This window comes from Aeromonas aquatica (assembly GCF_000764655.1).
GTDB classification, from domain to species: Bacteria; Pseudomonadota; Gammaproteobacteria; order Enterobacterales; family Aeromonadaceae; genus Aeromonas; species Aeromonas aquatica.
In genome coordinates this window covers 15901-39586 of sequence record NZ_JRGL01000092.1, presented here as the reverse complement: position 1 = coordinate 39586, position 23686 = coordinate 15901, and the positions used below count along the sequence as shown (strand labels likewise).

General features: G+C 61.3%; 34 protein-coding genes. 14 read left to right on the top strand and 20 right to left on the bottom strand.

The window, feature by feature from the left end; all coding sequences use genetic code 11:
- Positions 1-59: 59 nt before the first annotated feature.
- From LG30_RS0110035 to LG30_RS0109955, 16 genes are all read right to left on the bottom strand, one after another.
- Positions 60-686 (bottom strand): antitermination protein Q, encoded by a 627-nt coding sequence (locus LG30_RS0110035; protein ID WP_152599180.1) that lies wholly within the window; start codon positions 684-686, stop codon positions 60-62.
- Positions 686-1039, bottom strand: coding sequence for a DUF1064 domain-containing protein (locus LG30_RS0110030; RefSeq protein WP_033130561.1), 354 nt, complete (start codon positions 1037-1039; stop codon positions 686-688). The genes LG30_RS0110035 and LG30_RS0110030 overlap by 1 nt, the downstream gene beginning before the upstream one ends.
- Complete coding sequence (locus LG30_RS0110025; RefSeq protein WP_033130560.1) at positions 1036-2025, bottom strand: DUF968 domain-containing protein; 990 nt, start codon at positions 2023-2025, stop codon at positions 1036-1038. The genes LG30_RS0110030 and LG30_RS0110025 overlap by 4 nt, the downstream gene beginning before the upstream one ends.
- Positions 2022-2285 (bottom strand): hypothetical protein, encoded by a 264-nt coding sequence (locus LG30_RS0110020; protein WP_033130559.1) that lies wholly within the window; start codon positions 2283-2285, stop codon positions 2022-2024. Before LG30_RS0110020 ends, LG30_RS0110025 begins: the two co-directional genes overlap by 4 nt.
- A 164-nt stretch (positions 2286-2449) precedes the next feature.
- On the bottom strand, positions 2450-2674 hold the full coding sequence (locus LG30_RS0110015; protein WP_081966137.1) for a DUF2188 domain-containing protein: 225 nt from the start codon (positions 2672-2674) through the stop codon (positions 2450-2452).
- Between the two features lie 103 nt (positions 2675-2777).
- Positions 2778-3587 (bottom strand): BRO-N domain-containing protein, encoded by an 810-nt coding sequence (locus LG30_RS21155; RefSeq protein WP_052100971.1) that lies wholly within the window; start codon positions 3585-3587, stop codon positions 2778-2780.
- A 103-nt stretch (positions 3588-3690) separates the two neighbouring features.
- Positions 3691-4080: a DUF4406 domain-containing protein gene (locus LG30_RS0110000; protein WP_052100969.1), complete on the bottom strand. Its 390-nt coding sequence runs from the start codon at positions 4078-4080 to the stop codon at positions 3691-3693.
- Entirely contained in the window at positions 4070-4375 is a 306-nt protein-coding gene (locus LG30_RS0109995; RefSeq protein WP_033130557.1) for a hypothetical protein, read from the bottom strand. The genes LG30_RS0110000 and LG30_RS0109995 overlap by 11 nt, the downstream gene beginning before the upstream one ends.
- Complete coding sequence (locus LG30_RS0109990; protein ID WP_033130556.1) at positions 4368-4577, bottom strand: hypothetical protein; 210 nt, start codon at positions 4575-4577, stop codon at positions 4368-4370. Before LG30_RS0109990 ends, LG30_RS0109995 begins: the two co-directional genes overlap by 8 nt.
- Complete coding sequence (locus LG30_RS0109985; RefSeq protein ID WP_238566416.1) at positions 4574-4804, bottom strand: hypothetical protein; 231 nt, start codon at positions 4802-4804, stop codon at positions 4574-4576. The genes LG30_RS0109990 and LG30_RS0109985 overlap by 4 nt, the downstream gene beginning before the upstream one ends.
- A complete protein-coding gene (locus tag LG30_RS0109980; RefSeq protein ID WP_033130555.1) occupies positions 4801-5061 on the bottom strand; it encodes a hypothetical protein in 261 nt (86 codons plus the stop codon). The genes LG30_RS0109985 and LG30_RS0109980 overlap by 4 nt, the downstream gene beginning before the upstream one ends.
- On the bottom strand, positions 5061-5474 hold the full coding sequence (locus tag LG30_RS0109975) for a hypothetical protein (protein WP_231557436.1): 414 nt from the start codon (positions 5472-5474) through the stop codon (positions 5061-5063). The genes LG30_RS0109980 and LG30_RS0109975 overlap by 1 nt, the downstream gene beginning before the upstream one ends.
- 49 nt (positions 5475-5523) lie before the next feature.
- Positions 5524-6582 carry a conserved phage C-terminal domain-containing protein gene (locus tag LG30_RS0109970; RefSeq protein WP_238566415.1) on the bottom strand — a complete coding sequence of 353 codons (1059 nt, stop codon included), beginning with the start codon at positions 6580-6582 and terminating at the stop codon, positions 5524-5526.
- Positions 6583-6637: 55 nt separating this feature from the next.
- Positions 6638-6802: a hypothetical protein gene (locus LG30_RS22375; RefSeq protein ID WP_156139742.1), complete on the bottom strand. Its 165-nt coding sequence runs from the start codon at positions 6800-6802 to the stop codon at positions 6638-6640.
- A 67-nt stretch (positions 6803-6869) separates the two neighbouring features.
- The gene (locus LG30_RS0109960; RefSeq protein WP_238566414.1) at positions 6870-7316 is read right to left on the bottom strand and encodes a phage regulatory CII family protein; all 447 of its coding nucleotides are present in this window, start codon (positions 7314-7316) and stop codon (positions 6870-6872) included.
- Positions 7317-7398: 82 nt separating this feature from the next.
- The gene (locus LG30_RS0109955; protein WP_033130551.1) at positions 7399-7617 is read right to left on the bottom strand and encodes a hypothetical protein; all 219 of its coding nucleotides are present in this window, start codon (positions 7615-7617) and stop codon (positions 7399-7401) included.
- Positions 7618-7724: 107 nt separating this feature from the next.
- On the opposite strand from LG30_RS0109955, the gene LG30_RS0109950 reads away from it, so the two are divergent.
- Entirely contained in the window at positions 7725-8417 is a 693-nt protein-coding gene (locus LG30_RS0109950; protein WP_081966135.1) for a LexA family protein, read from the top strand.
- Between the two features lie 18 nt (positions 8418-8435).
- Here LG30_RS0109950 and LG30_RS22520 read toward each other — a convergent pair whose 3' ends face one another.
- Positions 8436-9170 carry a hypothetical protein gene (locus LG30_RS22520; protein WP_193354263.1) on the bottom strand — a complete coding sequence of 245 codons (735 nt, stop codon included), beginning with the start codon at positions 9168-9170 and terminating at the stop codon, positions 8436-8438.
- 966 nt (positions 9171-10136) lie between these two features.
- Between LG30_RS22520 and LG30_RS0109940 the strand changes: the two genes are divergently transcribed.
- From LG30_RS0109940 to LG30_RS0109880, 13 genes are all read left to right on the top strand, one after another.
- Positions 10137-10340, top strand: coding sequence for a hypothetical protein (locus tag LG30_RS0109940; protein ID WP_033130550.1), 204 nt, complete (start codon positions 10137-10139; stop codon positions 10338-10340).
- A gap of 37 nt (positions 10341-10377) precedes the next feature.
- Positions 10378-12273 (top strand): phage N-6-adenine-methyltransferase, encoded by a 1896-nt coding sequence (locus tag LG30_RS22725; protein WP_238566413.1) that lies wholly within the window; start codon positions 10378-10380, stop codon positions 12271-12273.
- Entirely contained in the window at positions 12270-14081 is a 1812-nt protein-coding gene (locus LG30_RS0109930; RefSeq protein ID WP_081966133.1) for a DNA cytosine methyltransferase, read from the top strand. Before LG30_RS22725 ends, LG30_RS0109930 begins: the two co-directional genes overlap by 4 nt.
- Before the next feature lie 89 nt (positions 14082-14170).
- Positions 14171-14365 carry a hypothetical protein gene (locus tag LG30_RS0109925; RefSeq protein ID WP_033130549.1) on the top strand — a complete coding sequence of 65 codons (195 nt, stop codon included), beginning with the start codon at positions 14171-14173 and terminating at the stop codon, positions 14363-14365.
- Complete coding sequence (locus LG30_RS0109920; RefSeq protein WP_033130548.1) at positions 14362-14799, top strand: hypothetical protein; 438 nt, start codon at positions 14362-14364, stop codon at positions 14797-14799. The genes LG30_RS0109925 and LG30_RS0109920 overlap by 4 nt, the downstream gene beginning before the upstream one ends.
- Positions 14775-14969, top strand: coding sequence for a hypothetical protein (locus LG30_RS0109915; RefSeq protein WP_033130547.1), 195 nt, complete (start codon positions 14775-14777; stop codon positions 14967-14969). Before LG30_RS0109920 ends, LG30_RS0109915 begins: the two co-directional genes overlap by 25 nt.
- A 55-nt stretch (positions 14970-15024) precedes the next feature.
- On the top strand, positions 15025-15282 hold the full coding sequence (locus tag LG30_RS0109910; RefSeq protein ID WP_033130546.1) for a hypothetical protein: 258 nt from the start codon (positions 15025-15027) through the stop codon (positions 15280-15282).
- Entirely contained in the window at positions 15282-15746 is a 465-nt protein-coding gene (ssb, locus tag LG30_RS0109905; protein ID WP_033130545.1) for a single-stranded DNA-binding protein, read from the top strand. Before LG30_RS0109910 ends, ssb begins: the two co-directional genes overlap by 1 nt.
- Before the next feature lie 66 nt (positions 15747-15812).
- Complete coding sequence (gene xisR / locus LG30_RS0109900) at positions 15813-16022, top strand: excisionase family protein (protein ID WP_033130544.1); 210 nt, start codon at positions 15813-15815, stop codon at positions 16020-16022.
- Entirely contained in the window at positions 15998-17305 is a 1308-nt protein-coding gene (locus LG30_RS0109895) for a site-specific integrase (protein WP_052100967.1), read from the top strand. Before xisR ends, LG30_RS0109895 begins: the two co-directional genes overlap by 25 nt.
- 28 nt (positions 17306-17333) lie before the next feature.
- Entirely contained in the window at positions 17334-19001 is a 1668-nt protein-coding gene (gene ettA, locus LG30_RS0109890; protein ID WP_033130543.1) for an energy-dependent translational throttle protein EttA, read from the top strand.
- Between the two features lie 97 nt (positions 19002-19098).
- On the top strand, positions 19099-19434 hold the full coding sequence (locus LG30_RS0109885) for a hypothetical protein (RefSeq protein WP_033130542.1): 336 nt from the start codon (positions 19099-19101) through the stop codon (positions 19432-19434).
- Positions 19435-19696: 262 nt separating this feature from the next.
- Positions 19697-21040 carry an NCS2 family permease gene (locus LG30_RS0109880; protein ID WP_033130541.1) on the top strand — a complete coding sequence of 448 codons (1344 nt, stop codon included), beginning with the start codon at positions 19697-19699 and terminating at the stop codon, positions 21038-21040.
- A 73-nt stretch (positions 21041-21113) separates the two neighbouring features.
- Here the strand turns inward: LG30_RS0109880 and djlA are convergent, their stop codons facing one another.
- The 3 genes from djlA to LG30_RS0109865 are packed head-to-tail and all read right to left on the bottom strand — an operon-like array spanning position 21114 to position 23663.
- On the bottom strand, positions 21114-21926 hold the full coding sequence (gene djlA, locus LG30_RS0109875; protein WP_033130540.1) for a co-chaperone DjlA: 813 nt from the start codon (positions 21924-21926) through the stop codon (positions 21114-21116).
- A gap of 19 nt (positions 21927-21945) precedes the next feature.
- Positions 21946-22656 carry an N-acetylmuramate alpha-1-phosphate uridylyltransferase MurU gene (gene murU, locus LG30_RS0109870; RefSeq protein WP_033130539.1) on the bottom strand — a complete coding sequence of 237 codons (711 nt, stop codon included), beginning with the start codon at positions 22654-22656 and terminating at the stop codon, positions 21946-21948.
- Positions 22653-23663, bottom strand: a complete 1011-nt coding sequence (locus LG30_RS0109865) for an aminoglycoside phosphotransferase family protein (RefSeq protein WP_033130538.1) — start codon at positions 23661-23663, stop codon at positions 22653-22655. The genes murU and LG30_RS0109865 overlap by 4 nt, the downstream gene beginning before the upstream one ends.
- Positions 23664-23686 lie beyond the last annotated feature (23 nt).

Genomic DNA, 23686 nt, shown 5'->3' with positions numbered 1-23686 from the left:
TATATTGGCAGAGGCTCAAATGGCAGTGGAGGCCTCCCCCAGCACTGCCGGTGTCTGTGCTACTTCGTCACCTTCCTGTAGAACACCGCCACCTCGCTCTCCTGCACATGGCACCAGGCCAGCACCCCTTGATAGAGCGGGTACCACTGCCGCTCCCATTCCCCGCGGCTAAGCGTCCCAAGCAAGGGTTCGATAGCACGGCGCACCTGAGTGCCGGGGATGGGGCGCAGCCCGGTACCGCCACAGCGCAGGCATACCTTGTCGACGGCCTTGCCGTGCAGGCGGCTCAGCTCCAGATCGCGGATCACCCCGCGCCCATGACAGAACTGCGGGTGGCAGGCCGCCCCGGGCGTGTCCACCGTGCGGCAATAGTGCTGCACCACCAGGACGGCGATCGCCTTCAGGGCCATCCCTTGGCCACGTGTCTTGATGGCCCCCACATGCGTGGGCGCCAGCTTGCTGCACTCGGCCATCACCCCAATCACCGCCTTGTGGTGGGAGGCCTTATCCTTGGTGTAACGAGCCATCATCAGCGCCAACCCCACCCCTTCATATTTTTGCACCAACCCCAGCGCCCCCAGCACATCCGCCTGGGTCAGATGAGAAGGACCTGTGGAGCGTGACTGGATAGCCTGGAGCATTGCCGAACGGGGAGCACCGATAGTAAGCGCGTATTCGAGTCGCATCAGAATGCCTCCAGTGACCAGTGAGCGCCCTTGCGCTGAACCCCAACGAAGGTGAACATCCAGTGGTGCTTGGCTGCCACCTTGATCTTTACCCTGGCGTCATCCTCCCAGAACCCCTTCACCTCGTGCAGTTCAATCAGGCCATCCCGGCGCACCACCATAAAATCCGGGGTGTAGAAGGTCTTGTCGGCTAGCCGCAGCTTGAGCGGTTCAAACTCGTAGTGCAGCACCTCGCCCGCCAGCATCAGTTGACGCAGATGGCCGGCATAGGCCTCCTCGGTCTTGTTCATGGTGCCCGGTATCGGCTGCGGGCGGGCCCTCGCCTTCACTACTCTCCCAAGATATGGCGTCATCCAAACACTCCCAGGCCGGCGGCCTTGTTCAACGTCATCACGACGTGATCCAGCTGGCTGCCGTGGGTCTGCTCCCACTGCTGCCAGCCCTTGTTGTGCAATTCCATGTGTACCTGGTGGCAGAGCGGAAAGGTCATCAGGTCATGGGTCTTGCTGCCCATCACACTGAGCCCGTGCCCCACCACGTGGTGCGCCTCGATGCCCTCGGTCTCCCCGGTCACCACGCACGGCAACTGGCGGACGAACGCCAGATAGTTGGCTGACTCCCAGCGCCGCATCTTGGGGCGTGGGATATGCAGCATCGGCGGCTCCGGGTCGATGGCCTTCACCGCTGGCTTGATACGCAGCCGGCCGCGCAGCTCGGCCAGCGGATCCTGCTCCAGAAGTTCGGTGCGATTCACCCGATAGCGGGCATCGGTCTCCCGATAGCCGCGCCCTGGCACCAGCACCCGCTCAGGTTCCAGCGGCGGCAAGCGACAGGCGTGGCGCACCACGGCGATCGGCAGATGCTGCTGCACCTTGTAAACGCTGGCCCACCAGCAGAGATCCCGTGCTTGCAACTGGGTAAGGGCAACCCCACACCAGCCAGCCACCCGGGTCAGCAGTGCCCGGGCGATCGCCGCTGCGTGCTCCGCCGGGTTGAACGGCAACTGGCCATCCCGGTATGCGTTGTCATGGTGCCAGCACAGGGGGAGCGGTAGGCCCCCCATCTCGGTAGTGACCGATTCCCCGATGCAGCCATGGCCGATCAGGCACTGGCCCACGCTGCGCAAGGCCAGCTCGCCGCCGGCAGCGTTGACGATGGAAGGGTTGAGCAGGGCACTGACCAGCTCCGGGAACTGGGTCAGCAGGTCGCCACCATCTGGGGCAGGAACCAGTACCGCCGGGCGGTTGGCAAGGGAGGTGCGCAGCGCAGCCAGACCCTCCCCCACCTTCAGCAGCACCATCCCTATCTCTGGCACAAAGACCGGATGGGTCGGCATCATCCCAGCTTCTCCACCATCTCCAGCTTGTCGAGCAGCGGGCCCAGGCGGGTCAATAGCTGATAGCTGGCGGTGCGGCGCACGGCGAGGGACTCAGAGGCAATGATCCGGCGGGCAGCCTCAGCGGCGGTCAGGCCCGGGCAGGCGGTGTCGATGGAACGGAACAGCTCGGCGCTGGCATTGATGGCAGCCCCGGCCGGGTTGCTGGCCTGCTGCTGTAAATGGTGTGATCTGGCCGCACTGCGGCTAGTAAACTTGCTCATGTGACCCCTTTACCTCACGGTAATAGTTCAGCCGATCGCGAAAATATTCCTGATACTCCGCTGGCGGTTTGGCAATGGACGACTCAACCAATGAACGACATAAAAACTCTACTTAGAATCAGTTTCCAAGCACAAAACAAAGGGGACTTACGTCCCCAAATTTATTAGCCCTTAGGAGGATAGGGGTCGTTTCCGTAAGAGTTTTTCTCACGGATTTGCCCTTTCTCATTGTGAACAAGAACTTCACTGCGCTGATTCCGAGCAATATCACGAGCAGCCTCAAACGCTTCTTGTTGAGTTCCGTGGTGAGAGGTATCTTTCGAATTCCCTGCACCTCGAACTGCCCACTGATCACCTCTTGGTACAACATGTTGATTTTTACCTGACATAGATCACCTCCATTTGTGTTTATGTCAAAGATGACGATACGCTCAATAAACAACCAACACAATATGTAGATCAGAATTATCTACAAAGCACCATATATGGTATTCATGCCGCCACTTTCCCCAGCCCGACCTTGGCGAGCAACTCGGCGAAGCGGCTTTGATACCAGTGCGGCTGGGTCTCGCGCTGGCAGCGCGGATCCACGATGTTCTTGCCGAACAGCAGCCCCTTGGGCGTGATCGCCCAGAATTCTTTCTGCTTATCCGGTGACTTGGTGGAGGGGCGGCGCATCTTGGTCAGCAACCCGTTCGACTCGAGCAGGGCGTTGAAGTAGCGCACCCCCATGCTCACGCCGTGCTGCTTCAACCCCTCGGTGGCCGAGAAGGTCGGCCGCGAACTGCCATCGGTGGCATCGCTCGGCGCATCGATGGCGTAAGAGGGCAGAAGATTCGGCAGGCCATGCTGGCGCTGGATGGTCTGCAGCATGCCCAGCTTGCCGGAGTTGCTCACGTTCAGCATCCTGGCCGCCGTCTCGACGAACAGCAGTTCGACCTGCACTGCCTCAACGTTGATGGTTGGGAAATGGCCGATCGCGTACTGCCCGGTCTTGCGAATGCTGGGCAGCACCTCACCGGTGACCCACTGCTTGAACCCCTTTGCCGCGGGCAGCTTGCTGCCGAAGATCAAGGCATAGACCCCGCTCTCACACAGGAAGCTGACCTCCTGCACCCCGCTGGTCGTTGGGGTGTCGCGTTTCACGACATCCCCTTCATCCACATGGCGCTTCACCGCATCCCGCGGATTGCTGTAGCCCAGCGCCTTGCACACATCGACGGCACAGAACAGCACGCGCCCGGCTTCATCAATCAGGCGCACCTTGCCAAACTCCATACTGTCGAAACTCATCACCTGCATGTCACTCTCCCGATTGTCATGTCCTTGGTATAGCCCCAAAAGATACTGTGTATTTATACAGCCATCAATCACCGTTTGTTAGGTTCTCACTGCGGGATATGACCTACACCATCAACGGCAGATGCTGCCTGACCAGCAACCCCAGGGGGATCTCCTCGACGTCCAACTGCAGCAGCACCAGGCCGAAGGCGTGCGCCCGAGTAAACTCCTGCCGTGCCACTTTGCTCTGCTGCCAGCCGGGCAGAAACGCCACCGCCTCGCACTCCATCAACATGGGGATGGCGATCCGCATATAGGCGTCATGCTCCCAGCCATCCGGCAGCACGGCAGGGTTCATCACCCAGGCCCCTTGCCCTTGCAGGTAGGCCTCGGCAGCGAAGAATGCGGGCCGGTTGAACTGCGGCAGGCCAGTCATGGGCCCCGCCACATACACCTTCACCCCCGCCAGATCGATTAAGCCACGTTCATTCAATTCCTTCGGTTTAACGGTCATGATGGGCCTCCCCGGCCAGATCGCGATTCACACGGTTGAGCGCCACCAGCATCAGCTTGGTGATCGCCAGCAGCAGCGTGCCCAGCCACACCATCAGCAACAGGATGGCCCGTAGCGGTGCCAGCAACAGGCGCACGACAGGACGCGGGAACATCACCAGCACCCAGCCCGCCAGGATCACCCACACCACCGGCGCCTGCAGCATCTGCCAGCCCATGCCCCCCTCATAGGGCACCATCGCCAACACAAACAGCGCCACGAAGAGGTACATCAGCACGAAGAACGCCTTAGCCATGGCTGGCCTCCTTGGTCTTCGCGGCCAGCTCGGAGAGCTCACGGCAGGCTGACACCAGCCGCGGCTCGTCCAGTAACTCCGCCTCGTCCTCTTGCACCTCTTCCCGCCAAGCCCGCAGCGCTACCCATATCAGCACCAGCAACACGGCCAGCAGCAGCGCCCAGCCGACGATCAACACCCCAAACAGCATGTCTATGTTCATCCCTTCCTCCCCCTCCCGGTGGTGGCTTGATGGGCTGCCTTGTTCATGGCAGTCCCGACGATCTCTCCTATCTCGGTGCTCCAGGCACCAAACCCGATATCGTGGATCACCCACACCCCTATCGACACACAGATACCGGCCTCCTGCGCTTTCACCAGCTCCTCGATGCCCAGCAGCGGCGCTTGCCAATCCCGGGTCGGGGTGTGCTGGGCATAGTAGTGCATCATGCCCCGACCCTCACCAGCTCCACCGCTTTGCCCCGGATCCGCGCAGCCTCTGCCCGTGCCTCCTCGGCCCCATCCCACACCAGGTAATACCCGGCGCCGGTGGAGGCATCGGTTTGGCCCAGGGTTTCCAGAGAGTTCGACACCTCCAGGTGCACCCGCTCCCCCACCCAGCCCCGCACCGGCGGATAGATGACCACCCGGCAGAACTGAGCCTCACGCACATCGCGCTCGACGTTCGCGTTGAATTGACCAGCCATCACCGAATCCTCCCCGTGATCGTCACACCCTCACTGCGCAGCTCGGCCAGCAGTTGCTGCAACTCGGCCTGCACCGCTTCATCGGTCACCTGGCGGTCACGCACATAGACCCGGGCCTCCGCCTGCATCTCGCAGGCACGGATGGAGATCTGGCGACCAGCCGGGGCACACTTCGGTACCGGATTACGCTGCAAGATGGCGGCTTTGACCTCGGCCGGGCGCGGGGCAAACTGACGGCTGGTATCGCCTGCCAGCTCCAGCACCGCTTCGGTGATTTGGTCAGGGGTCAGCCCGCTCAACTGAAGACCCCACGCCATCGCAACCCCGCGAACGTTGCTGTCGAGCTGGTTGGCACTGGCAGGCCAGAGACCGGCCATCAGCGGCAGCAGCTCATCGGCCAGAAATACCGACATGTTTACACTCAGCTGCATGACTTCAGGCACGGCAGGCAGAGCAGCTGATTTACAGAGGTGTGTTGCGGTCATAGCCGACCCCTCCCGTTGCGGCCATGATGGCCTGGGCCTGCTGCTGGGCCTGCGCCAGATTGGACAAGGGGCGCTTGCGCTCGAAGCCCTCCCACTCCCCGTTCACGCAGCGCGGGCGGCCGATGGCATCCCATCGCTTAGCCGCGGCCAGATACCCGTCAAACTTCTGCGGGGCGAATACCGTCATCGGGCGCAGGTACTCGCTCATCTTGAGGTCCGCCGCCCAGTGCGCGGTCTTGAAGTCCACCACGAGCTGCAGGTCTGCAACCGAGTAGCCGTCTGCCAGACGGGCGTTGATGTTCTGCAGGGCGGTGGGCTTGGCCTGATAACGGCGATCGGCTACCGCGTTGAAGTGTGCCAACACGGCCTTGGCATCCACGCTGACGGCCAGCGAGGCCGTGCCCTTCCGGTCTCGTTCGGTTTCGTCAGAAACCGGACAAGAGATCTGTTTAAGATCCTCTGTAGTTTCCTTTTCTTTTACTTCTTGTTCTGTTGTCGCGACGGTCGGGGCCCCGATGGGCGGGACAGTGGGCGCCCCATCACCACCATTCAAAGCCGCGTCAGACAAGGGGTTGGGCGGGACACTCAGCACCCCGGTCGGCACCCCTATGGGTGCCCCATTTGTCGCGCCCTCAAACTGCTCTGTTGCGAACGATTCGCAATTATTTGTGACCGGCTGCACGGCAGCCTGATAATCGTCGTAGTTGCAGATCTCGATGATGGTTCCCCAGGGGGTGCCACGCAGCTCAATCATCCCCTCCTTGGCAAACCAGGCCAGCATGCGCTCGGTTCCCTTCTTGTCGAGCCCACGGCCCCGCTCATCACGAAGCTGCATACCCAGCTCGGTGGCGCTGATCACCAACTGGCCCCGCAGCAGATGCCAGTCACGCCCCTTGTAGTGCACCGGGCCAGCCTCATAGGCTGCCATGCCGATCAACCGCATCCAGGCCGCTAGCTTGGTGGCATTGCGGGCCCACTCTGCTTGCAGCAACGAGCGCCAGCACACCACATAGCCGCTGCGACGGTTGTCACTCATGTTGCACACCTTCTTTCGGGCCGGGGCGGCTACCTGGGCCAAAAGCCTCACAACTTCACCCATGGTGACCTCCCATGTGTTTCAGTTGGGCAAACACCATCCTGGCCTGTTCAGCGCTGATGGGTAACGCCAGTCCCATCACCACCAGCCGGTACCCATTGACGAACTGCAACCTCGGCATTGCTTGCCGGACAGCTCCCAGTTGGATAAGATCTTTCATGTTCACATCCTCTTGCGATGTTTGAACCATGGCCCCGACTGTTAGCGCAGTGCGGGGCCGCTCTTTTCTACTTGCTGGATGTCGTCGGCAGCTGTCGCACATTGGCACCGGTGCTGCTGATCAGTGCCATCACATGCTCGGCGGCCTGGGTGCCGATGCGCTCGATTTGCCCCTGTTCAATCCTGTCGATAAACCCGTCCGCCCGAGCATCGTGAATGGCCTGCATCAGCTTGCCGAACACCGCCTGAGCCAGCAGCACCTGCTCAACCAGGTCGTCATCGCTCACGACACCGATCGGCAAGTCCACCAGCACCTTGCCCCGACTGACCGCCCAGGCGTCGAGGATGGCGTTGTCACCGGTGATCTCGGTGACGGCGACCGCCTCGGCCAGGGTGAGATGGCGGTCGTCGCAATCCGGGTTGAGCTTCTTGCAAAACTCAGCCGGCTTGCGCCCCATCAGTCGCGCCAGCTCACTGGCGTTGAACCGGTGGCCAATGCCATAAGCCGCAGCCATCACGTCCGATGACCGGAAAACCGCCCTGACTTTTGCCGTGGTGTCATTCCGTTGCTCTGTCATAGTGATCCCTAACGGTTGGTTATAATTGCTCGGTGAATGCTGATACAATCGCCCGCCCTTCGTCGGTCAGAGGCAATTCAGCGAGTTCAGATTGGCTCAAACCTTGCTGCTTGAGCTTGGCCACCCAGGTGCTTGGCACCTTGCCACGCCTGAAGGCGTTGCTGACGCCCTCCGGGGTGATGCCGAGTGCAGCCGCGATGGCACTCTTGGTACCGAATCGAGTTAACAGGGTATGCATGGCGTCCTCTGGCGTTTAACACACACAGAATCATAACTCTTGGTTAGCAAAGATCGCAATAGGTTAAAGTTGGGTCAAATTGACAAACAATAACTGGACGTTAGGAAATGGATGAGAAACAGACACCAATGGCGCGTTATGAAGCCGACAAGATGGCATTCTCGGAGCGACTCAATGCCGCTCTCGATGAAATGGGCTGGCCCGTCAGAGGCCGGATAGCTCGGCTGAAACGCACGTTGCGGGAAGACCTGTCTGAGGTCTCGGTAGGGAAATGGCTGAAAGGCGAAGGGCTGCCAGAGGTCAAACGGCTGGGAGAACTCTCGCGCATCACCGGCAAGAGCGTGCAGTGGTTGCTGACAGGCACCGATGCGGGTGACGGTAATGTCGAGCCGCAGCCGTTCCCTGTCTACCAGGTGCCCTTGATCTCCTGGGTCAGTGCTGGGGAGTTCAAAGATTGCGGCGATATACCAAGTCTGGAAGAGGCTGAAGAGGTCACCATCAGCCCAGTACGCGTCAGCACCCGGGCCTATGCCGTGCGGGTGAAGGGCGACTCCATGGTCGCGCCCATGGGGGGCAAGTCATACCCTGACGGCACTATCATCATCGTGGATCCTGAAGTGGAACCCGCTCCGGGGAAGAAGGTGATCGCCCGCTATGGCAGCGACATGACCTTCAAAGAGCTGGTGATGGATTCCGGTACCTGGTGGTTAAAGCCCCTCAACCCGCAATACCCCCTGCTGCCGGTCAATGAAGACGTGCAGATCTGCGCCGTACTGGTCTGCTCGGTGATGGTCGAGTAACGCCAATCCGCAATCGGGTTATGAATCTGCATCGCGATTTGCAAGCAACTGCCGCTTGAGCAGGTCGAACTCCTGCATGGTGATCTCCCCGTGCTCACGCAGCCACACCAGCTTGCCCAGCTCATCTGCCACACTGCTGCCGTGCTCAGGCCTCACCGCCTGAGCGGCGCACTGATGGATCAACCCCTCGACCCGCGCTGCCCACACCTCTGCTGACCGCCTGGCCTGCGCCACTGCAGCCGAATCCGCCCGATACTCCCCGGCCAGCAGGGTGATGCTCAGCAGTTGATAATCGGGCTCCTTGGTGGTGATCAACACCTGCACCAACGAAACGGTCCCCGTGCTGGTTTGCTTGGCGCTCAGCCCGCCCAGCAATGCGCCGACACCGCCCATCAACACACCGCCCACCAGCGCCCGGCCGAGCTGACTGCCGCCCTGCGTCTTGGTGTGCGTGGCACCGGCCGTCTCCCTGATCTTGACCCCGATCACCTGCGTGCCCTGGATGATCTTGCGGGCACGGATACGCCCATCGAAATAGCGCACCGCCAGCCGGTTGCGGATCATGTCTATCCCCACCCCCTCCCAGCCCCCATCAGACCAGGTATGGTACGTGGCCACGAACGCCTCTTGCTGTTGCTTCACCGCCAACTGGTGGGCCAGGTCGGCACCTACCCCGCCAAGCAGCGTGGACCCGCATTGCGGGCACAGGCTCTCACCTTCCTCGATCAGCGCATGACACGCTCGACACTCCATCAAAATGCTCACTCGGAATCCCTCCCTTCAGCACGCCCCAGTTTTGCACCAAATGAGCCTGAATGAAAAAAAACCTGAAAAACTAACTTTCGGGTATTGACCGAAAACAAACCTGATATATGCTAACCAAAAGTTAGCAATCAAATTCAGTGCGAAAGACGACCCCAGCCGGAGGGCCAGCACAACACTGGCAGCGGTGGCAACAAACCGCTTGGGGACATAACACCGGCAACCGGGCTGATTCACCTCCCCGCGCTCCCTTGGCAAGGCTGGAATGCGTGCCGACCAAGGTGAACGGAAATTCAAATCAGTGACCGGCTGGCAGCTGGAAAGACAGCACAGTTGAAGTGATAGCGAACGAAGCGAGTGGCGGGTCTGACTCCCCAGCCACCCACCCGGTGAAAGGCCGGGACACAACTCAGTTGGCTTTGCAGGGGACTTACGAGGCTACGCGCCCACGGACGAGCGAACCGGCGACCAGGGTCAACTGAGTTGTGGTGAATGGGAAGGTCTTTGCGCCAACCGGCATTCGTAGGGATGCCCCCTAGACCTCGGCCGGTGTCAGACCCGGCCACCACAGCAAACCCGTCAGTTGGGTAAGTCGAAAGGCCTCAGCACTGACGCCGGATAGGGTAACCGGCAACCAACCCACCGCAGGGTTAAGCGGATGCCTAGTCACGCTGTGAAGCGCCGTCCAGGCCCTCGCCGAGAGGCGACTATTTCGAATGGTAGGTCTGTCCGTGAGGACGCACCGGTACCGACAGCAAGAACGGCTGACTCACTGTGAAGTGCTCAAGCCACCACCACAGGTGCAACGCATGTGGTTACTGCTCTCTCCTGGCCCCGGCAACGGGGCCCTTATCCCACAAGCGATAGCGGCCCAACAGCGGGTCACGGCCTCCTATCGCCTGTCGCTTGTGTGATGAGTAGCTGATGAGACCTGTTTCAGAAAGAACGGAGGCCGCCATGCACCCACGCGAGTTCATTGCCAAGCACATCAAGGCAACGCTGGAGATGGAGGAATTCCCCCCTCATGCGGTCTCGCTGGGGGTGAAAGAAGCCACCTTCTATTTCGACCGGACCCCCAGCTTCGCCAAGGGGAAGGTGTTCGATGAGTGCCTCAAGGCGGCCCGTTCAGTAGCCAGGGTTGCAAAGAAGGCCAAGCCCTGATCCGGGGAGCGGGTCATATCTCAACGAAGAGGCAACGATGAACCACTACGCCCAAGCGCTGGCCGAGCTACAGATCCAGCCTGACCACGAGCTAAAGCAGATAGGCGACCAATGGCAGACCCCCAAGGCACTGGCCTGGGGTCTGTTCCACCAGTTCGCACCCACCTTGGGGCCGGTGGTGCTCGACATGTTCGCCGACGACTGCAACGCCCTCGTGCCGAACTACTACGACGCCGAAGACAATGCCCTCACCCAGGAGCTGGCCGCAGACCTGCGCCGCCTGGGTGGCGCAGCCTACGCCAACCCGCCCTACTCCCGCCCCTGCGTGGATGGAGACGGCAACCCCATCACCGGTATGGAGGCCATTCTCAACTATTGCCGCGAGCAGCGGGCGCTTGGCGCCAAGATCATGCTGCTCATCAAGGCCGCCACCAGCGAAACCTGGTGGCCGGAAGATGCCGACTTCATCCAGTTCATCAGCGGACGCATTGGCTTTGAGGTGCCGAGCTGGTACGTGCCTCGCGACTCGAAGAAAGACAAACCCAGCGCTTCCGGCTTTGCCTCTGCCGTGGTGATCTTCGATGCAAGCTGGCAGGGGGAACGCCGCCCCGAGGCACGACTGCGCCGTGACGACCTTATCACCACCGGCCAGATCATTCTCAACATGATCCACCGCCAGGCGGTGGAGCTAACCCTGGCGGCCAAGCGGGTCATTGACGCCGGGGATATGGTTGCGCAGGAGCTGTTGCCAAGCGCCGAACCATATCGGGAGATCATCGTAGCCAAAACCCAGTCAGGGCAATGGTCTGTGAGCCATCTGGTCGGCGGTGAAGAGATTGGCGGGATCGGCGGTTGTGGATCCTGTGCCGAGGCCATCAGCGCCGCCGCCGAGTGTGGCTGGAAGTTGGACAGGCTGACAGTCATCGAGTCAGAGCATGCCCAGGCTGCAGCGAGCTCCACACATAGCACCGAGCTCCACACACAGCAGCCTGCCAGCTCCATACATAACTGCCATCACCCTGAATACGCCGAGCCGGGTTTCTATCTGGCAAGATATGTCGATGAGGTCGCGATGCTCAGCGATGCAGACCAGCAGACCGTGCGCGACTACCTCACCAACTGGTTTACCGAAGGCGAGCCGCCGTCCGAGATCTGCTATCGACTAGTGCTGGCCGCCGACAATCTGCAGGTGGGTCGCCAGATCCACCACGGCTTTGTCATGGATGGCCGCACCCCCACCCTACCCCATTGGCAGCGCCACCCTGCGGTAAAGGGGGTCATATACCAGATCGACGATGCCGACATCCTGACCCCGGCCAAGACCGCCGAGCTGGCCGCCTGGATCATCGACAACCTTACTGCCCCCGGCGACCTGCTGGCGCTGGCCACTACCAAGGCAGCCGAACTGCTGGCGCAGAGTGTCGCACCGGCCAGTGCCGAACCAGTGCAGAGCGAACTGCAGCTCGAGCTGTTGGCTGGGTCTGATCCAGAACCGGATACCCTCCAGCAAGACGAGGCCCCCAACAGCAAGCCGCTGGAAGACTGGGCCTTCGACTACCAGAACGACGAGCTCAATCTGGGCGGCGCCGAGTGGTCGTGCTTTGTCGCCGTGCTGACCGTGCTCTACGGCGCCAAGGAGCACTACACCGCCCGGGAGGTTGCGATCGCCATCTCGGTCAGCGACGAGCAGCTCATGGACGAATACACCACTCTAGACGAGGAAGCCAAGGTGCTGCTGCGCAAGACTGTCTCCACTCTGAAGCAGGTTGAGGGATACAACTTCACAGAGGCCTTCACCATGCTCGACCTGCACCGCCAGGAGGCCGTCATCGCCTTGCTGAACGCCCTGCATAACGAGCCGACCCTCAGCCCCGTCACGCAAAAGAGCGTGATGATCAACGCCATTACCCGAGTGAATGAGGTGATGGCATGAGCAAATCACTTCGCCGCTCCCGCGCCGTCAGGGCCAAGGTGACCGGGGCCCCGCTCAATTTGAAGTCGGCCATCAACGTGGACCTGTTCGCCGGCGGCGGTGGCGCCAGCACGGGGATAGAGCGTGGGCTGGGGCGCCCGGTGCACATCGCCATCAACCACAACCCCAAGGCGCTCTCCATGCACCAGGCGAACCACCCGGAAGCCCTGCACCTGCAGGAAGATATCTGGGCCGTGGATCCGGTTACGGTGCTGGCGGGGCGCTCGGTCGGTTGGCTGCATGCCAGCCCTGATTGCACCCACCACTCCCAGGCAGCCGGCGGCCAGCCACGCAAGCAGGAGATCCGCAGCCTGGCTTGGGTGATCACCAAGTGGCTGGCCCTGGGCAAACCTGCCGTGCTCTCAATGGAAAACGTCAAGCAGATGCGCACCTGGGGGCCCCTCGTCGCCAAGCGGGACAAGGCCACCGGCCGGGTGATCAAGCTGGTCGAGGTTCAGCACGGCAAGAAGACCAAGATCGAACAGCATATCGCCGAACCCGGGGAGCGGGTGCCACGCCAGCAGCAGTATCTGGTACCGGATCCCAAGCGGGCGGGCCAGACTTGGCGCCGCTTTCTGGCCAGCATCGAGCGCATGGGCTATGAGCTGGACCATACCGTCAAGAATGCAGCCGATTACGGTGCGGCCACCAGCCGCCAGCGCCTCTACCTCGTTGCCCGCCGGGACGGGGAGCCCGTTTGCTGGCCCGCCCCGACTCATTGCAAGGCCCCGGCACCAGGCAGCCACCTCAAGCCGTACCGAGTGACGGCGGATCACATCGACTGGTCGATCCCCACCCCCAGCATTTTCCTCACCAAGGAAGAAGCCCGGGCGCAGGGGCTCAACGTCAAACGCCCGCTTGCCGATGCCACCCTGGAGCGCGTGGCGATCGGGGTGATCCGCGAGGTGCTGACCAATCCCAAGCCCTTCATCATTGAGCTGGCCAACTGGTCAGGACGAGGTGTCGATCCGATTGATGCCCCGCTGCGCACCATCACCGGCTGGCCCAAGGGTGGTGCGTTTGCCGTCTGCAACCCGAGTCTGGCCCCTCTGGTGGTGCGCCACTTCGGTAAAGGCGGCGAGCACGGGGTGGATGAACCTGCTGCGGCCATCATGACCGGCGGCGGTGGCAAGTCCATGTTGGCGGCTCCCTTGATGGTGCAGGCCAACGGCGGATTCAACACCGTGCCAGCCAGATCCGTGACTGACCCATGCAGCGTCATCACTTCGAGCGGCAGCCAGCAACAGCTGGTCTCCGCCTTCATGGTGCATCTGCGTAAGAACCTGCCGCCAAGCACACCGGATAGCTTGCTGCCCACCATCGTCTCAGCGGGCCAGCATCACGCCCAGGTACAGACCGTGATAGCGAGCCCGGGTGAGTTTGGCCTGACACCGGAGCAAGAGGCCGGGGCCCTGCGGGTCAGCGCCTTCCTGATGCGCTACTACTCGAGCGGCGGGCAGTGGGGTGCTGTCACCGACCCGATGCACACCATCACCACCAAAGACCGGCTGGCGCTGGTAACCGTGACCTGGTGCGGCAACACCTGGGTGATCGTGGATATCGGCCTGCGCATGCTGGTACCGAAGGAGCTCTATGGCTGTCAGGGCATGCCACGCCACTACATCCATGACCGCGGCCACGACGGCACCCCGCTCTCCATCACCGATCAGGTGCTGATGGTTGGCAACAGCGTCAGCCCGCCGCCGATGGCGGCCATTGCCAGAGCCAACAATCCGTACAAGCACCTGCAAGCCAGGAGGGCAGCATGACCAAGCAGCAAGCCGCCGGGATCACCATCCTGGTGCTGAACACAATGGCCGCGATCATTGCGTTGGCGCTGATGTAAGGAGGCCGCAGCATGATCACGGTCACCGATACCAAAGGACAAAAACACCACTTGGCGCCGGACGCCATAGCCAAGGTGAGCGAGGCCTCTCTCAGCTCACGTTGGCATGGGATCCACGCCTACATCAAGACGTTCGACGGCGATGAGCTGGGTGTGCGGGAGGAAGCCGAGCAGGTACTGGCGCAAATCGAGGCGAGAAGCGTATGAGCATCGTACAGGACATTGCCGAGTGGATTCATGCCCGAACCGGCGGCACCATCAGTGCAGAGGTGTCCGCCAAGTTCTCCCTCACTGTCAGTGAGGCCAGCATCGTGATGGGCCAGATCCACAGAGAGTCCCGCTTCACCACCCGGATTGAACACTTCTGCATGGTTGGGGATAACGGTCGTGGGCGCCATACCCGCCGCCTCTTCGTTGACGCAGTCAAACCGCCGCAGTGGCGCAAGACCCCGGTGGTCGGCATCAATGGGGATCAGGTCGTCCGGTTCGACAGTGTCACGGATGCCGAGACCAAGGGCGGCTTTGTCAGGGTCGGCATCACCCGCTGCCTTGCTGGCCAGCAGGAAAAACACGGCGGCTACCGCTGGCAGATCGACACCACCAAAGGAGCAGGCCAATGCACCGCTATAGCTACACCCTGAATGCGGCCACCGAAATGGGGGCAGCACCGGATCGCCTGACCGGGACCATCGAGGCGCACCACCCGATGACCCACCAACAGATCCGGCTGGCCGCCATCGACAGGGCTCCGGCTCAGTATCTGAACTTCAACGAACTGGAGTACCAGGAGATTGAATCACCCCTGAATTGAATGCCCGGCCATTCTGGCTTGGGTGTAACGAACCACGACTGTCCGGGAGGACACGATGCATATCAAACTTTACCAGCGCAATTATCGGGATGATCTCAAGCAGGCCATCCAGCAGGAGCATGCCGGCAACCACCATGATGCCGCCCTCTCCTACAAGAAAGCGCAGCACCACGCCACCAGCGCCAACATGCAGGAGAAGGCCAAGTTCGCGATGGCTCGCCGCATCCACTGCCTCAAGCAGGCAAAGGACCCCCAATGGAGGCAGGTCAACACCAAGTTCCAACAGCTCTATCAAGCCTTGGAGCATCGCTGATGGCCAGCCGCGGTATCAACAAGGTCATCCTGATCGGCAACCTGGGCCAGGATCCGGAAGTGCGCTACATGCCCGGCGGAAACGCTGTCACCAACATCACCTTGGCGACCTCCGACACCTGGCGCGATAAGCAGACAGGGGAGCATAGGGAGCGCACTGAGTGGCACCGTGTGGTGTTCATGGGAGTGCTGGCTGAAGTGGCAGGGAAGCACCTGAAGAAGGGCTCCCAGGTCTACGTGGAGGGAAAACTGCAGACTCGCAAATGGCAGGACCAGAGCGGACAGGAGCGCTACACCACCGAGGTGCTCGTAGACAGCTTCACCGGTGTGATGCAAATGTTGGGAGGGAATGGAGGAGGGAAACAGCAGGGAGCTAGCAGCCAGCCAAGGCCAATTCCACATCCGGCCCCCGCGCCGGCCAGCAACGAACCACCAATCGATTATGACGACGATCTGCCATTCTAGGCCAACGAAAGACAGTGGTCCCATGGGGCCGCTCTTCTCGCCGTGAGGCGTAAAGGAGACAGGAATATGCATCAGAAAGTGGTTGTGATGGAACGCCCCAGCTGGGTTCTGCCTAGGGTTTTGGGGGAGATGTTCGGGTACACTGAGAAGGCCATCAGCGAGAAGCGGAAGAAGGGCCAGCTTATTGAGGGGGTCCACTACAAATTGGCCCCGGATGGGAAGTATGTCTATCACTGGCGGAGATATGAGGATTGGCTGACCGGAACCAAGAACTGATCGACATCGTTGCGGTAACACCAGGTGTCGAACTGCACGGCAAGAGCCTGCGCATCGACTTCCGATTCCACGGTAAGCGATGCCGGGAAACGCTCAACATGCCGGCCACCAAATCCAACATCAAGCACGCCTCCCGCAAGCGGGAGGCCATCCTGCATGAAATCGCCATCGGTGTCTTCGACTACGCCAAGCACTTCCCAGACAGCAAGAACGCCCACCGGTTCGCCGGCACGACCGCCAGCCGGGACATCTCTCTGGGCGACCTGGTAGAGCACTACCTGAAGATCAAGGATGTGGACATAGGCGATAACGCCCGTGGCCGATATCGCTCAATCCTGGGGATGATGGCATCTGACCTGGACCACACCCGGGTCGTCAGCACCTTCCGGACCGAAGACCTGCAGCAATGGCGTCGGTACCTGATGACCGAGCCGCGTAACAGAACCAGCAAGCCCTTGGCTCCGAGATCGGTCAACTACTACATGATGGTCGCCGCTGGGCTGTTCAACTTCGCCAAGCAGAACGGCTACACCCATCAGGACCTTTCTTCAGTGCTGACCAAGGTGGAAGTGATCCGGGATAAACCAGACCCATTTGATCAAGATGAGTTTCGTCGCTTGCAGGAGTCTGCCAGGCACGACATGGACGCAATGTGGGTCCAGCTCGCCTGCTGGACAGGCATGCGCACTGGGGAGCTCTGCTCCCTGGCATGGGAGGATGTTGACCTGGAGCGCGGGGAATTGCAGATACGCCGAAACATCACCCAGGCCCGCAACTTCAAGGTGCCGAAGACAGGTCATGAGCGCACGATTGTGCTCCTCCCACCGGCAATTGAGGCACTCAGACGCATGCGGCCAATGACAGCCATGCGCCAATCCCACTACATCAAAAAGACGCTGCGGGACCGCCGGCAGGTAGATGAAAAGGTCACGTTCGTGTTCAGCCCCGATGTAACCAGCAAGACACCCGGGCTCAGCATCTGCTACACGGCCTTCACCTTGGGCGACAAATGGGACAGGTTGATAAAGAGGGCTGGCATTCGCCGCCGAACCCAATACCATATGCGCCATACATTTGCTTGCTGGATGCTGACCGCTGGCGCAAACCCTGAATGGGTTGCGTCTTACCTTGGGCACGAGGACAGCACCATGGTGCGAACAGTCTATGGCAAATGGATCCCCGAACAAGACCGCGACGAAGCGGACAGGGTTTGGGGCAGGCTTGGGGCCAGCTTTTCAGATTTGGCCCCAATACAGCCCCAAGATTTCACAGCAACACAATAACAACCTGTAAATTAAAGAGAATTAGCCAATGGCTCAATTTATTTACACCATGAACCGGGTCGGCAAGGTAGTGCCGCCCAAGCGTCATATTCTCAAGAACATCTCCCTCTCCTTCTTCCCGGGCGCCAAGATAGGCGTATTGGGCCTGAACGGAGCCGGCAAATCCACCCTGCTGCGCATCATGGCCGGGATCGACACCGACATCGAAGGGGAAGCCCGCCCGCAACCCGGCATCAAGATCGGCTACCTGCCCCAGGAGCCGAAGCTGGATCCGGAGCAGACAGTGCGTGAAGCGGTCGAAGAGGCGGTCGGCGACGTCAAGCGCGCCATGGCACGGCTGGATGAGGTCTATGCCCTCTACGCCGAACCGGATGCGGATTTTGACAAGCTGGCCCGCGAACAGGGTGAGCTGGAAGCCATCATCGCCGCCCAGGGCGGCCATAACATGGAAAACCAGCTGGAGCGCGCGGCCGATGCCCTGCGTCTGCCGGCCTGGGATGCCCAGATCAAGCATCTCTCCGGTGGTGAGCGCCGCCGCGTGGCCCTGTGCCGCCTGCTGCTGGAAAAGCCGGACATGCTGCTGCTGGACGAGCCGACCAACCACTTGGATGCAGAATCCGTGGCCTGGCTCGAGCGCTTCCTGCACGATTACGAGGGCACTGTGGTGGCCATCACTCACGATCGCTACTTCCTCGACAACGTGGCGGGTTGGATCCTGGAGCTGGACCGCGGCGAGGGTATCCCCTGGGAAGGCAACTACTCCTCCTGGCTGGAGCAGAAAGATGCGCGTCTGGCTCAAGAAGCCAGCTCCGAAGCCGCCCGTCGCAAGTCCATCGAGAAAGAGCTGGAGTGGGTTCGTCAGAATCCGAAGGGCCGTCAGGCCAAATCCAAAGCTCGTATGGCGCGCTTCGAGGAGCTCAACACCAACGACTACCAGAAGCGCAACGAGACCAACGAGCTGTTCATTCCGCCCGGACCCCGCCTCGGCGACAAGGTGCTGGAGGTGGCAAACCTCTGCAAGTCCTACGGTGACAGGCAGCTGATCGACGATCTCTCCTTCTCCATTCCGAAGGGGGCCATCGTCGGCATCATAGGACCTAACGGGGCCGGTAAATCCACCCTGTTCCGCATGATGTCCGGTCAAGAGCAGCCGGATTCCGGTGCCATCACCCTCGGTGATACCGTGGTGCTGGCCTCGGTGGATCAGTTCCGCGACAGCATGAACGACAAGAAGACGGTGTTCGAAGAAGTCGCCGACGGCCAGGATATCCTGCGCATCGGCACCTACGAGTTCCCGAGTCGCGCTTACATCGGCCGCTTCAACTTCAAGGGCGCCGATCAGCAGAAGCGAGTCGGTGAGCTGTCCGGTGGTGAGCGAGGCCGCCTGCATCTGGCCAAACTGCTGCAAACCGGCGGCAACGTGCTGCTGCTCGATGAACCGACCAACGATCTGGACATCGAAACCCTGCGCGCCCTCGAGAACGCCCTGCTGGAGTTCCCGGGTTGCGCCATGGTCATCTCCCACGATCGCTGGTTCCTCGACCGCATCGCCACCCACATCCTGGACTACCAGGACGAGGGCAAGATCGCCTTCTTCGAAGGCAACTTCACCGAATACGAAGAGTGGAAGAAGAAGACCTATGGTGCCGATGCCGTCCAGCCGCACCGTGCCAAGTACAAGCGCATCGCCAAGTAAGGCGAGTCACTGCATGTACGGACAAGGGGAGCAGAGGCTCCCCTTTTTATTGCCTTTTGGCATACAATCTCCCGGTCCTTCCCAACCGATATCCATCATGGTCCACACCACAGGCAGTGCGAAGAAACTCACCATCCAGATCCGGATCGAACCCGGCTGCCTCGGGCCGGATGGCAAGCGCCATATCGAGACCTTCTGCGCCGCCGCCAGCCGGATCTTTGCCACCATGGAGCCGGAGCGGGTGAACTGGGTGCTGATCCCGCGCCATGACAAGCTGTTGCCGGAGCAGGAGTTTCTCATCGAGGGGCGCAAGCTGAGCGAGGAGCAGGCCAACCTGCTATTGCAACGCATGGGGCTGACGCTCGCCCCATTGCAGGAGCGCAGCGATGCCGTGCTGGCCCAGCTGGTCGAGCGTTACTTCAAGACTCTCTGAGGTCATCTCCCTGATAAAAAGCCCCTATCGAGGCTCGTTTTTCCCGCCTCGATAGCAAACGTTTGAATTTTTGCTCTATTCATTGATCCGCTTCGCAGATCCGGGGTTTGTAAACGCCGCCGCCTGTGTAAAAATGTGCGCGCTGTCACGGTATCAGGACGAGTCTGGTCATTTGGTCACCAGACACAGGGCCATTTACCCCGCATGGATGGGATTGGCCGTTCGCCTGCTGCTTATTTCACGTCACCCATTGGAATCCAACATGAATCAACCACATCAAGCTGCCAGCCAGGCCGCCGGGCAAGGATTGCTCGAGCGTCTGTTTGCCCTGAAAGGCCACGGCACCACGGCCCGCACCGAGGTCATCGCCGGCATCACCACCTTCCTGACCATGGTCTACATCGTGTTCGTCAATCCGCAGATCCTCTCTGCTGCGGGCATGGACACCCAGGCCGTGTTCGTCACCACCTGCCTCATCGCCGGCATCGGCAGCATTTTGATGGGGTTGCTGGCCAACCTGCCCATCGCCCTGGCCCCCGCCATGGGCCTGAACGCCTTCTTCGCCTTCGTGGTCGTAGCCGGCATGGGCTACTCCTGGCAGGTCGGCATGGGCACCATCTTCTGGGGTGCCCTGGGGCTGCTGATCCTCACCCTGTTGCGGGTACGCTATTGGCTGATCGCCAACATCCCGCTCACCCTGCGGGTTGGCATCACCGCCGGCATCGGCCTGCTCATCGCCCTGCTCGGCCTGCACAATGCCGGCATAGTCGTCGCGAGCCCGGCCACCATGGTGACGGTGGGCAACCTCACCTCCCTGCCCTGCCTGCTGGGCTTCCTCGGTTTCTTCCTGATCTGCATCTTCTCCGCCCGCGGCGTGCACTCCGCCGTGCTGATCGCCATAGTCGTCACCACCACACTGGGCTGGCTGTTTGGGGACGTGACCTTCAAGGGCTTCATCTCCATGCCGCCGAGCATCACGCCTGTATTCGGTCAGCTGGACTTGATGGGGTCGCTGGATATCAGTCTCGCGGGGATCATCTTCTCCTTCATGCTGGTCAACCTGTTCGACTCCTCAGGCACCCTGATCGGGGTCACCACCCGCGCCAAGCTGGCGGATGACCAAGGCCGCTTCCCGCGCATGAAGCAGGCGCTGGTGGTCGACAGCATCAGCTCGGTGGGTGGCGCCTTCATGGGCACCTCCTCAGTCACCGCCTATATCGAGAGCAGCTCGGGCGTCGCGGTCGGTGGTCGCACCGGCCTGACCGCCATCGTCGTCGGCGTCTTGTTCCTGCTGGCGATCTTCTTCTCCCCCGTCGCCGCCATGGTGCCGGCCTATGCCGCCGCCGGCGCCCTCATCTACGTGGGCGTGCTGATGTGCTCCGAGCTGACCAAGGTGAAGTGGGAAGACTTGACCGAGGCGGTGCCGGCCTTCATGACCGCTGTCATGATGCCGTTCAGCTTCTCCATCACCGAGGGGATCGCCGTGGGTTTCATCTCCTACTGCGTGATGAAGGCGGGCACCGGCCGCTGGCGCGAGATCAACCCCTGCGTACTGGTGGTCGCCCTGCTGTTCGTGCTCAAGTTCGTCTGGGTCGACAGCCACTAAGCCTGACTTTCGCACACAAAAATGCCCGTCATCGACGGGCATTTTTTATGGATGTTCCACGGCAATCTGAGGCTCAGCGGATGCCGCGCGCCTCGCGGATCCACTCCCAGGCCTGCTGGATCTCCTGGGTCTTCTCCTTGGCCATCTCCATCATCTCCGGCGGCAGGCCCTTGGCGGCCAGCTTGTCGGGGTGGTGCTTGCTCATCTCCTTGCGATAGGCACGCTTGATGTCCTGATCGCTGTCACTCTCGCTCACCCCGAGCAGTTGATAGGCATCCTTGAGGCGATCCGCCGAGGGGGCCTCCTGCCGGTATTGCTGCTGACCACCGCCCTGCTGCTGGCGATGGAAGAAGTTCATCTGGGCCTCGGCCATGGCCAGGATCCGAGCCAGCTCGATGCGGCTGATCCCCAGCTCATCGGCGATGGTCTGCAGGATGGCGCGCTCATCGGCCTCGACCCTGCCATCGGCGAAGGCGGCCTGCAGCTGGACTTCCAGGAAGAAACGCAAGATATCGCGCTGGCCCAGGCTCGCGCGGCGAAACTCGGCCAGGGTCTCACGCAGCGGGAAGCCGCTCTCCTTGCCCTGGCGGAACGACTCCTGGGCCCGCACCCGCTGCGCGCCGGAGAGGTGCATCCTGTCCATCAGGTTGGAGGCGACCCGGATCTCCTGCTCGGTGACCTGGCCGCTCGCCTTGGCGATGTGGCCCATGACGGCGAAGGTGGCGTGGAAGAAGACAGCCTGTTGTTGCTGGGTGGGCGCACGCCGGAAGGACATGCCCATGCCCCGATCGAAACGATGGCCTATCCAGAGGCCGAGCAGGGCACCGAAGATGTTGCCGAGCAGAAAACCGAAGAAGGCGCCAAGCACCTTACCCCAAATACGCATGGTTCAAGACCTCGTGAAATTAATGAGTACGTCCTTGCAACTGATCGTCCAGCTCGCGCAACCGATCGACGGTGCCGATGTCCCGCCATTCGCCGGCCAGCAAGGTACCACCGACCCGGCCTTGCGCCATCCAGTCGCGCAGCAGGGGCGCCAGTTTGCGCGCCCCGGGCGACAAGTAGGCAAAGGCGGCGGGATGATAGATGCCGACACCGCTAAAGGTAAAGACGGCGAGGCCAGGGTGTTCGGTCTCGCCGTCGAGGGCCTGGGCTGGCACATCCAGCACCCGTCCGGCCTGCAGGGCAAAATCCCCCTGCGGGTGCTGGGGCGGGTTGGGCACCAGCCAGAGGCGGGCCAGATCGTCCCCCAGTGGTTGCTGCATCAAGACGCCATAGTCCATGTCAATCCAGGTATCGCCGTTGATCACCAGGAAAGGCGCGTCCCCCAGCAGCGGCAGCGCCTGCACTATGCCACCGCCGGTCTCGAGGGCGCTCTCCTCCGCCGACCACTGGATGCTGACGCCGAACCGGCTGCCGTCACCGAGCGCCTCCACCAGCTTGTGGCCAAGCCAGGCGTGGTTGATGACCAGTTCGGTCACCCCGGCCGCCGCGAGCTTCTCGATATGGTGCACGATGAGCGGCTTGCCGCCCACCGCCAGCAGCGGCTTGGGCAGCAGATCGGTCAGCGGGCGCATCCGCTCGCCGCGCCCGGCCGCCAGGATCATCGCCTTCATGCCGACTCTCCCACCCGCGCCAGAGCTGGCAGAATATTCTGCTCCAACCAGACACCGAAACGAGACAACACAGGGTATTCCTCCCCGTGCAGGCGACACACATCCACCACATAGCTCAGGGTACGGGGGATATCCTTGAGGTAACCTGACTTGCCATCCCGATGGTAGAGTCGGGTGAAGAGCCCCGCCGCCTTCAGATGACGCTGCATGCCGGTGAGATCGGCGTGACGGCGGAAACTGGCATAATCGAGCCCGCCGAGCAGCCTGGCCTGGCTCAGGATGTCATAACCCTGGCGCATGCCCTGCTCGATCACCTCATCCGGCCAGCGCACGTAGCAATCCTTGAGCAGCGAGACCAGGTCATAGCTCAAAGGTCCTATGACCATGTCCTGGAAATCGATGATGGCAAGCTCGCTGCTGTCGGGCGTATCACCACCGCACACCATCAGGTTGCGGCTGTGGAAGTCACGGTGCATCACGCCCTGGGGCTGAGCCAGGTTGTTGGCGGTGAGGCAAGCGAAGGTGTCGTCCAGCAACTGTTGCTCGGCCTCGTTCAGGGCAAGTTGCAGGTGATGGCCCAGCAACCACTCGGGGAAGATGGCATCTTCACGGGCCATGAAAGTGGCATCGAACGGCTCGAGCGTCAGCGCAACTGCCCCCAGCCTCGGCAACAGTGCGATGGCCTTGCCATACCAGGCCAGCACGTTGTGCGCGTCCAGGCAGCTTATCAGCTGGGTATCGCCGAGATCCGTCACCGCCAGCAGGCCCTGTTCATAGTCCACGGCCCTGACCTCGGGTGCCAGCAGCCCCATGGCATTCAGCGCCGCGGCATTACGAACAAATTCATGATTTTTTTCGGTTTTCGGATTAGCATCCACCCACACCAGACCACCGCCACGGAAGTAGCGGCGAAAACTGGCGTCACCGGAGATCAGGGTCAATTGAAGGTTGGCATCACCGGAGATCCGGCGCGCCCATTGCTGTAACAGGGAATCGCGATCGTGCATGAGTCAGGGACCAAATTGGAAAG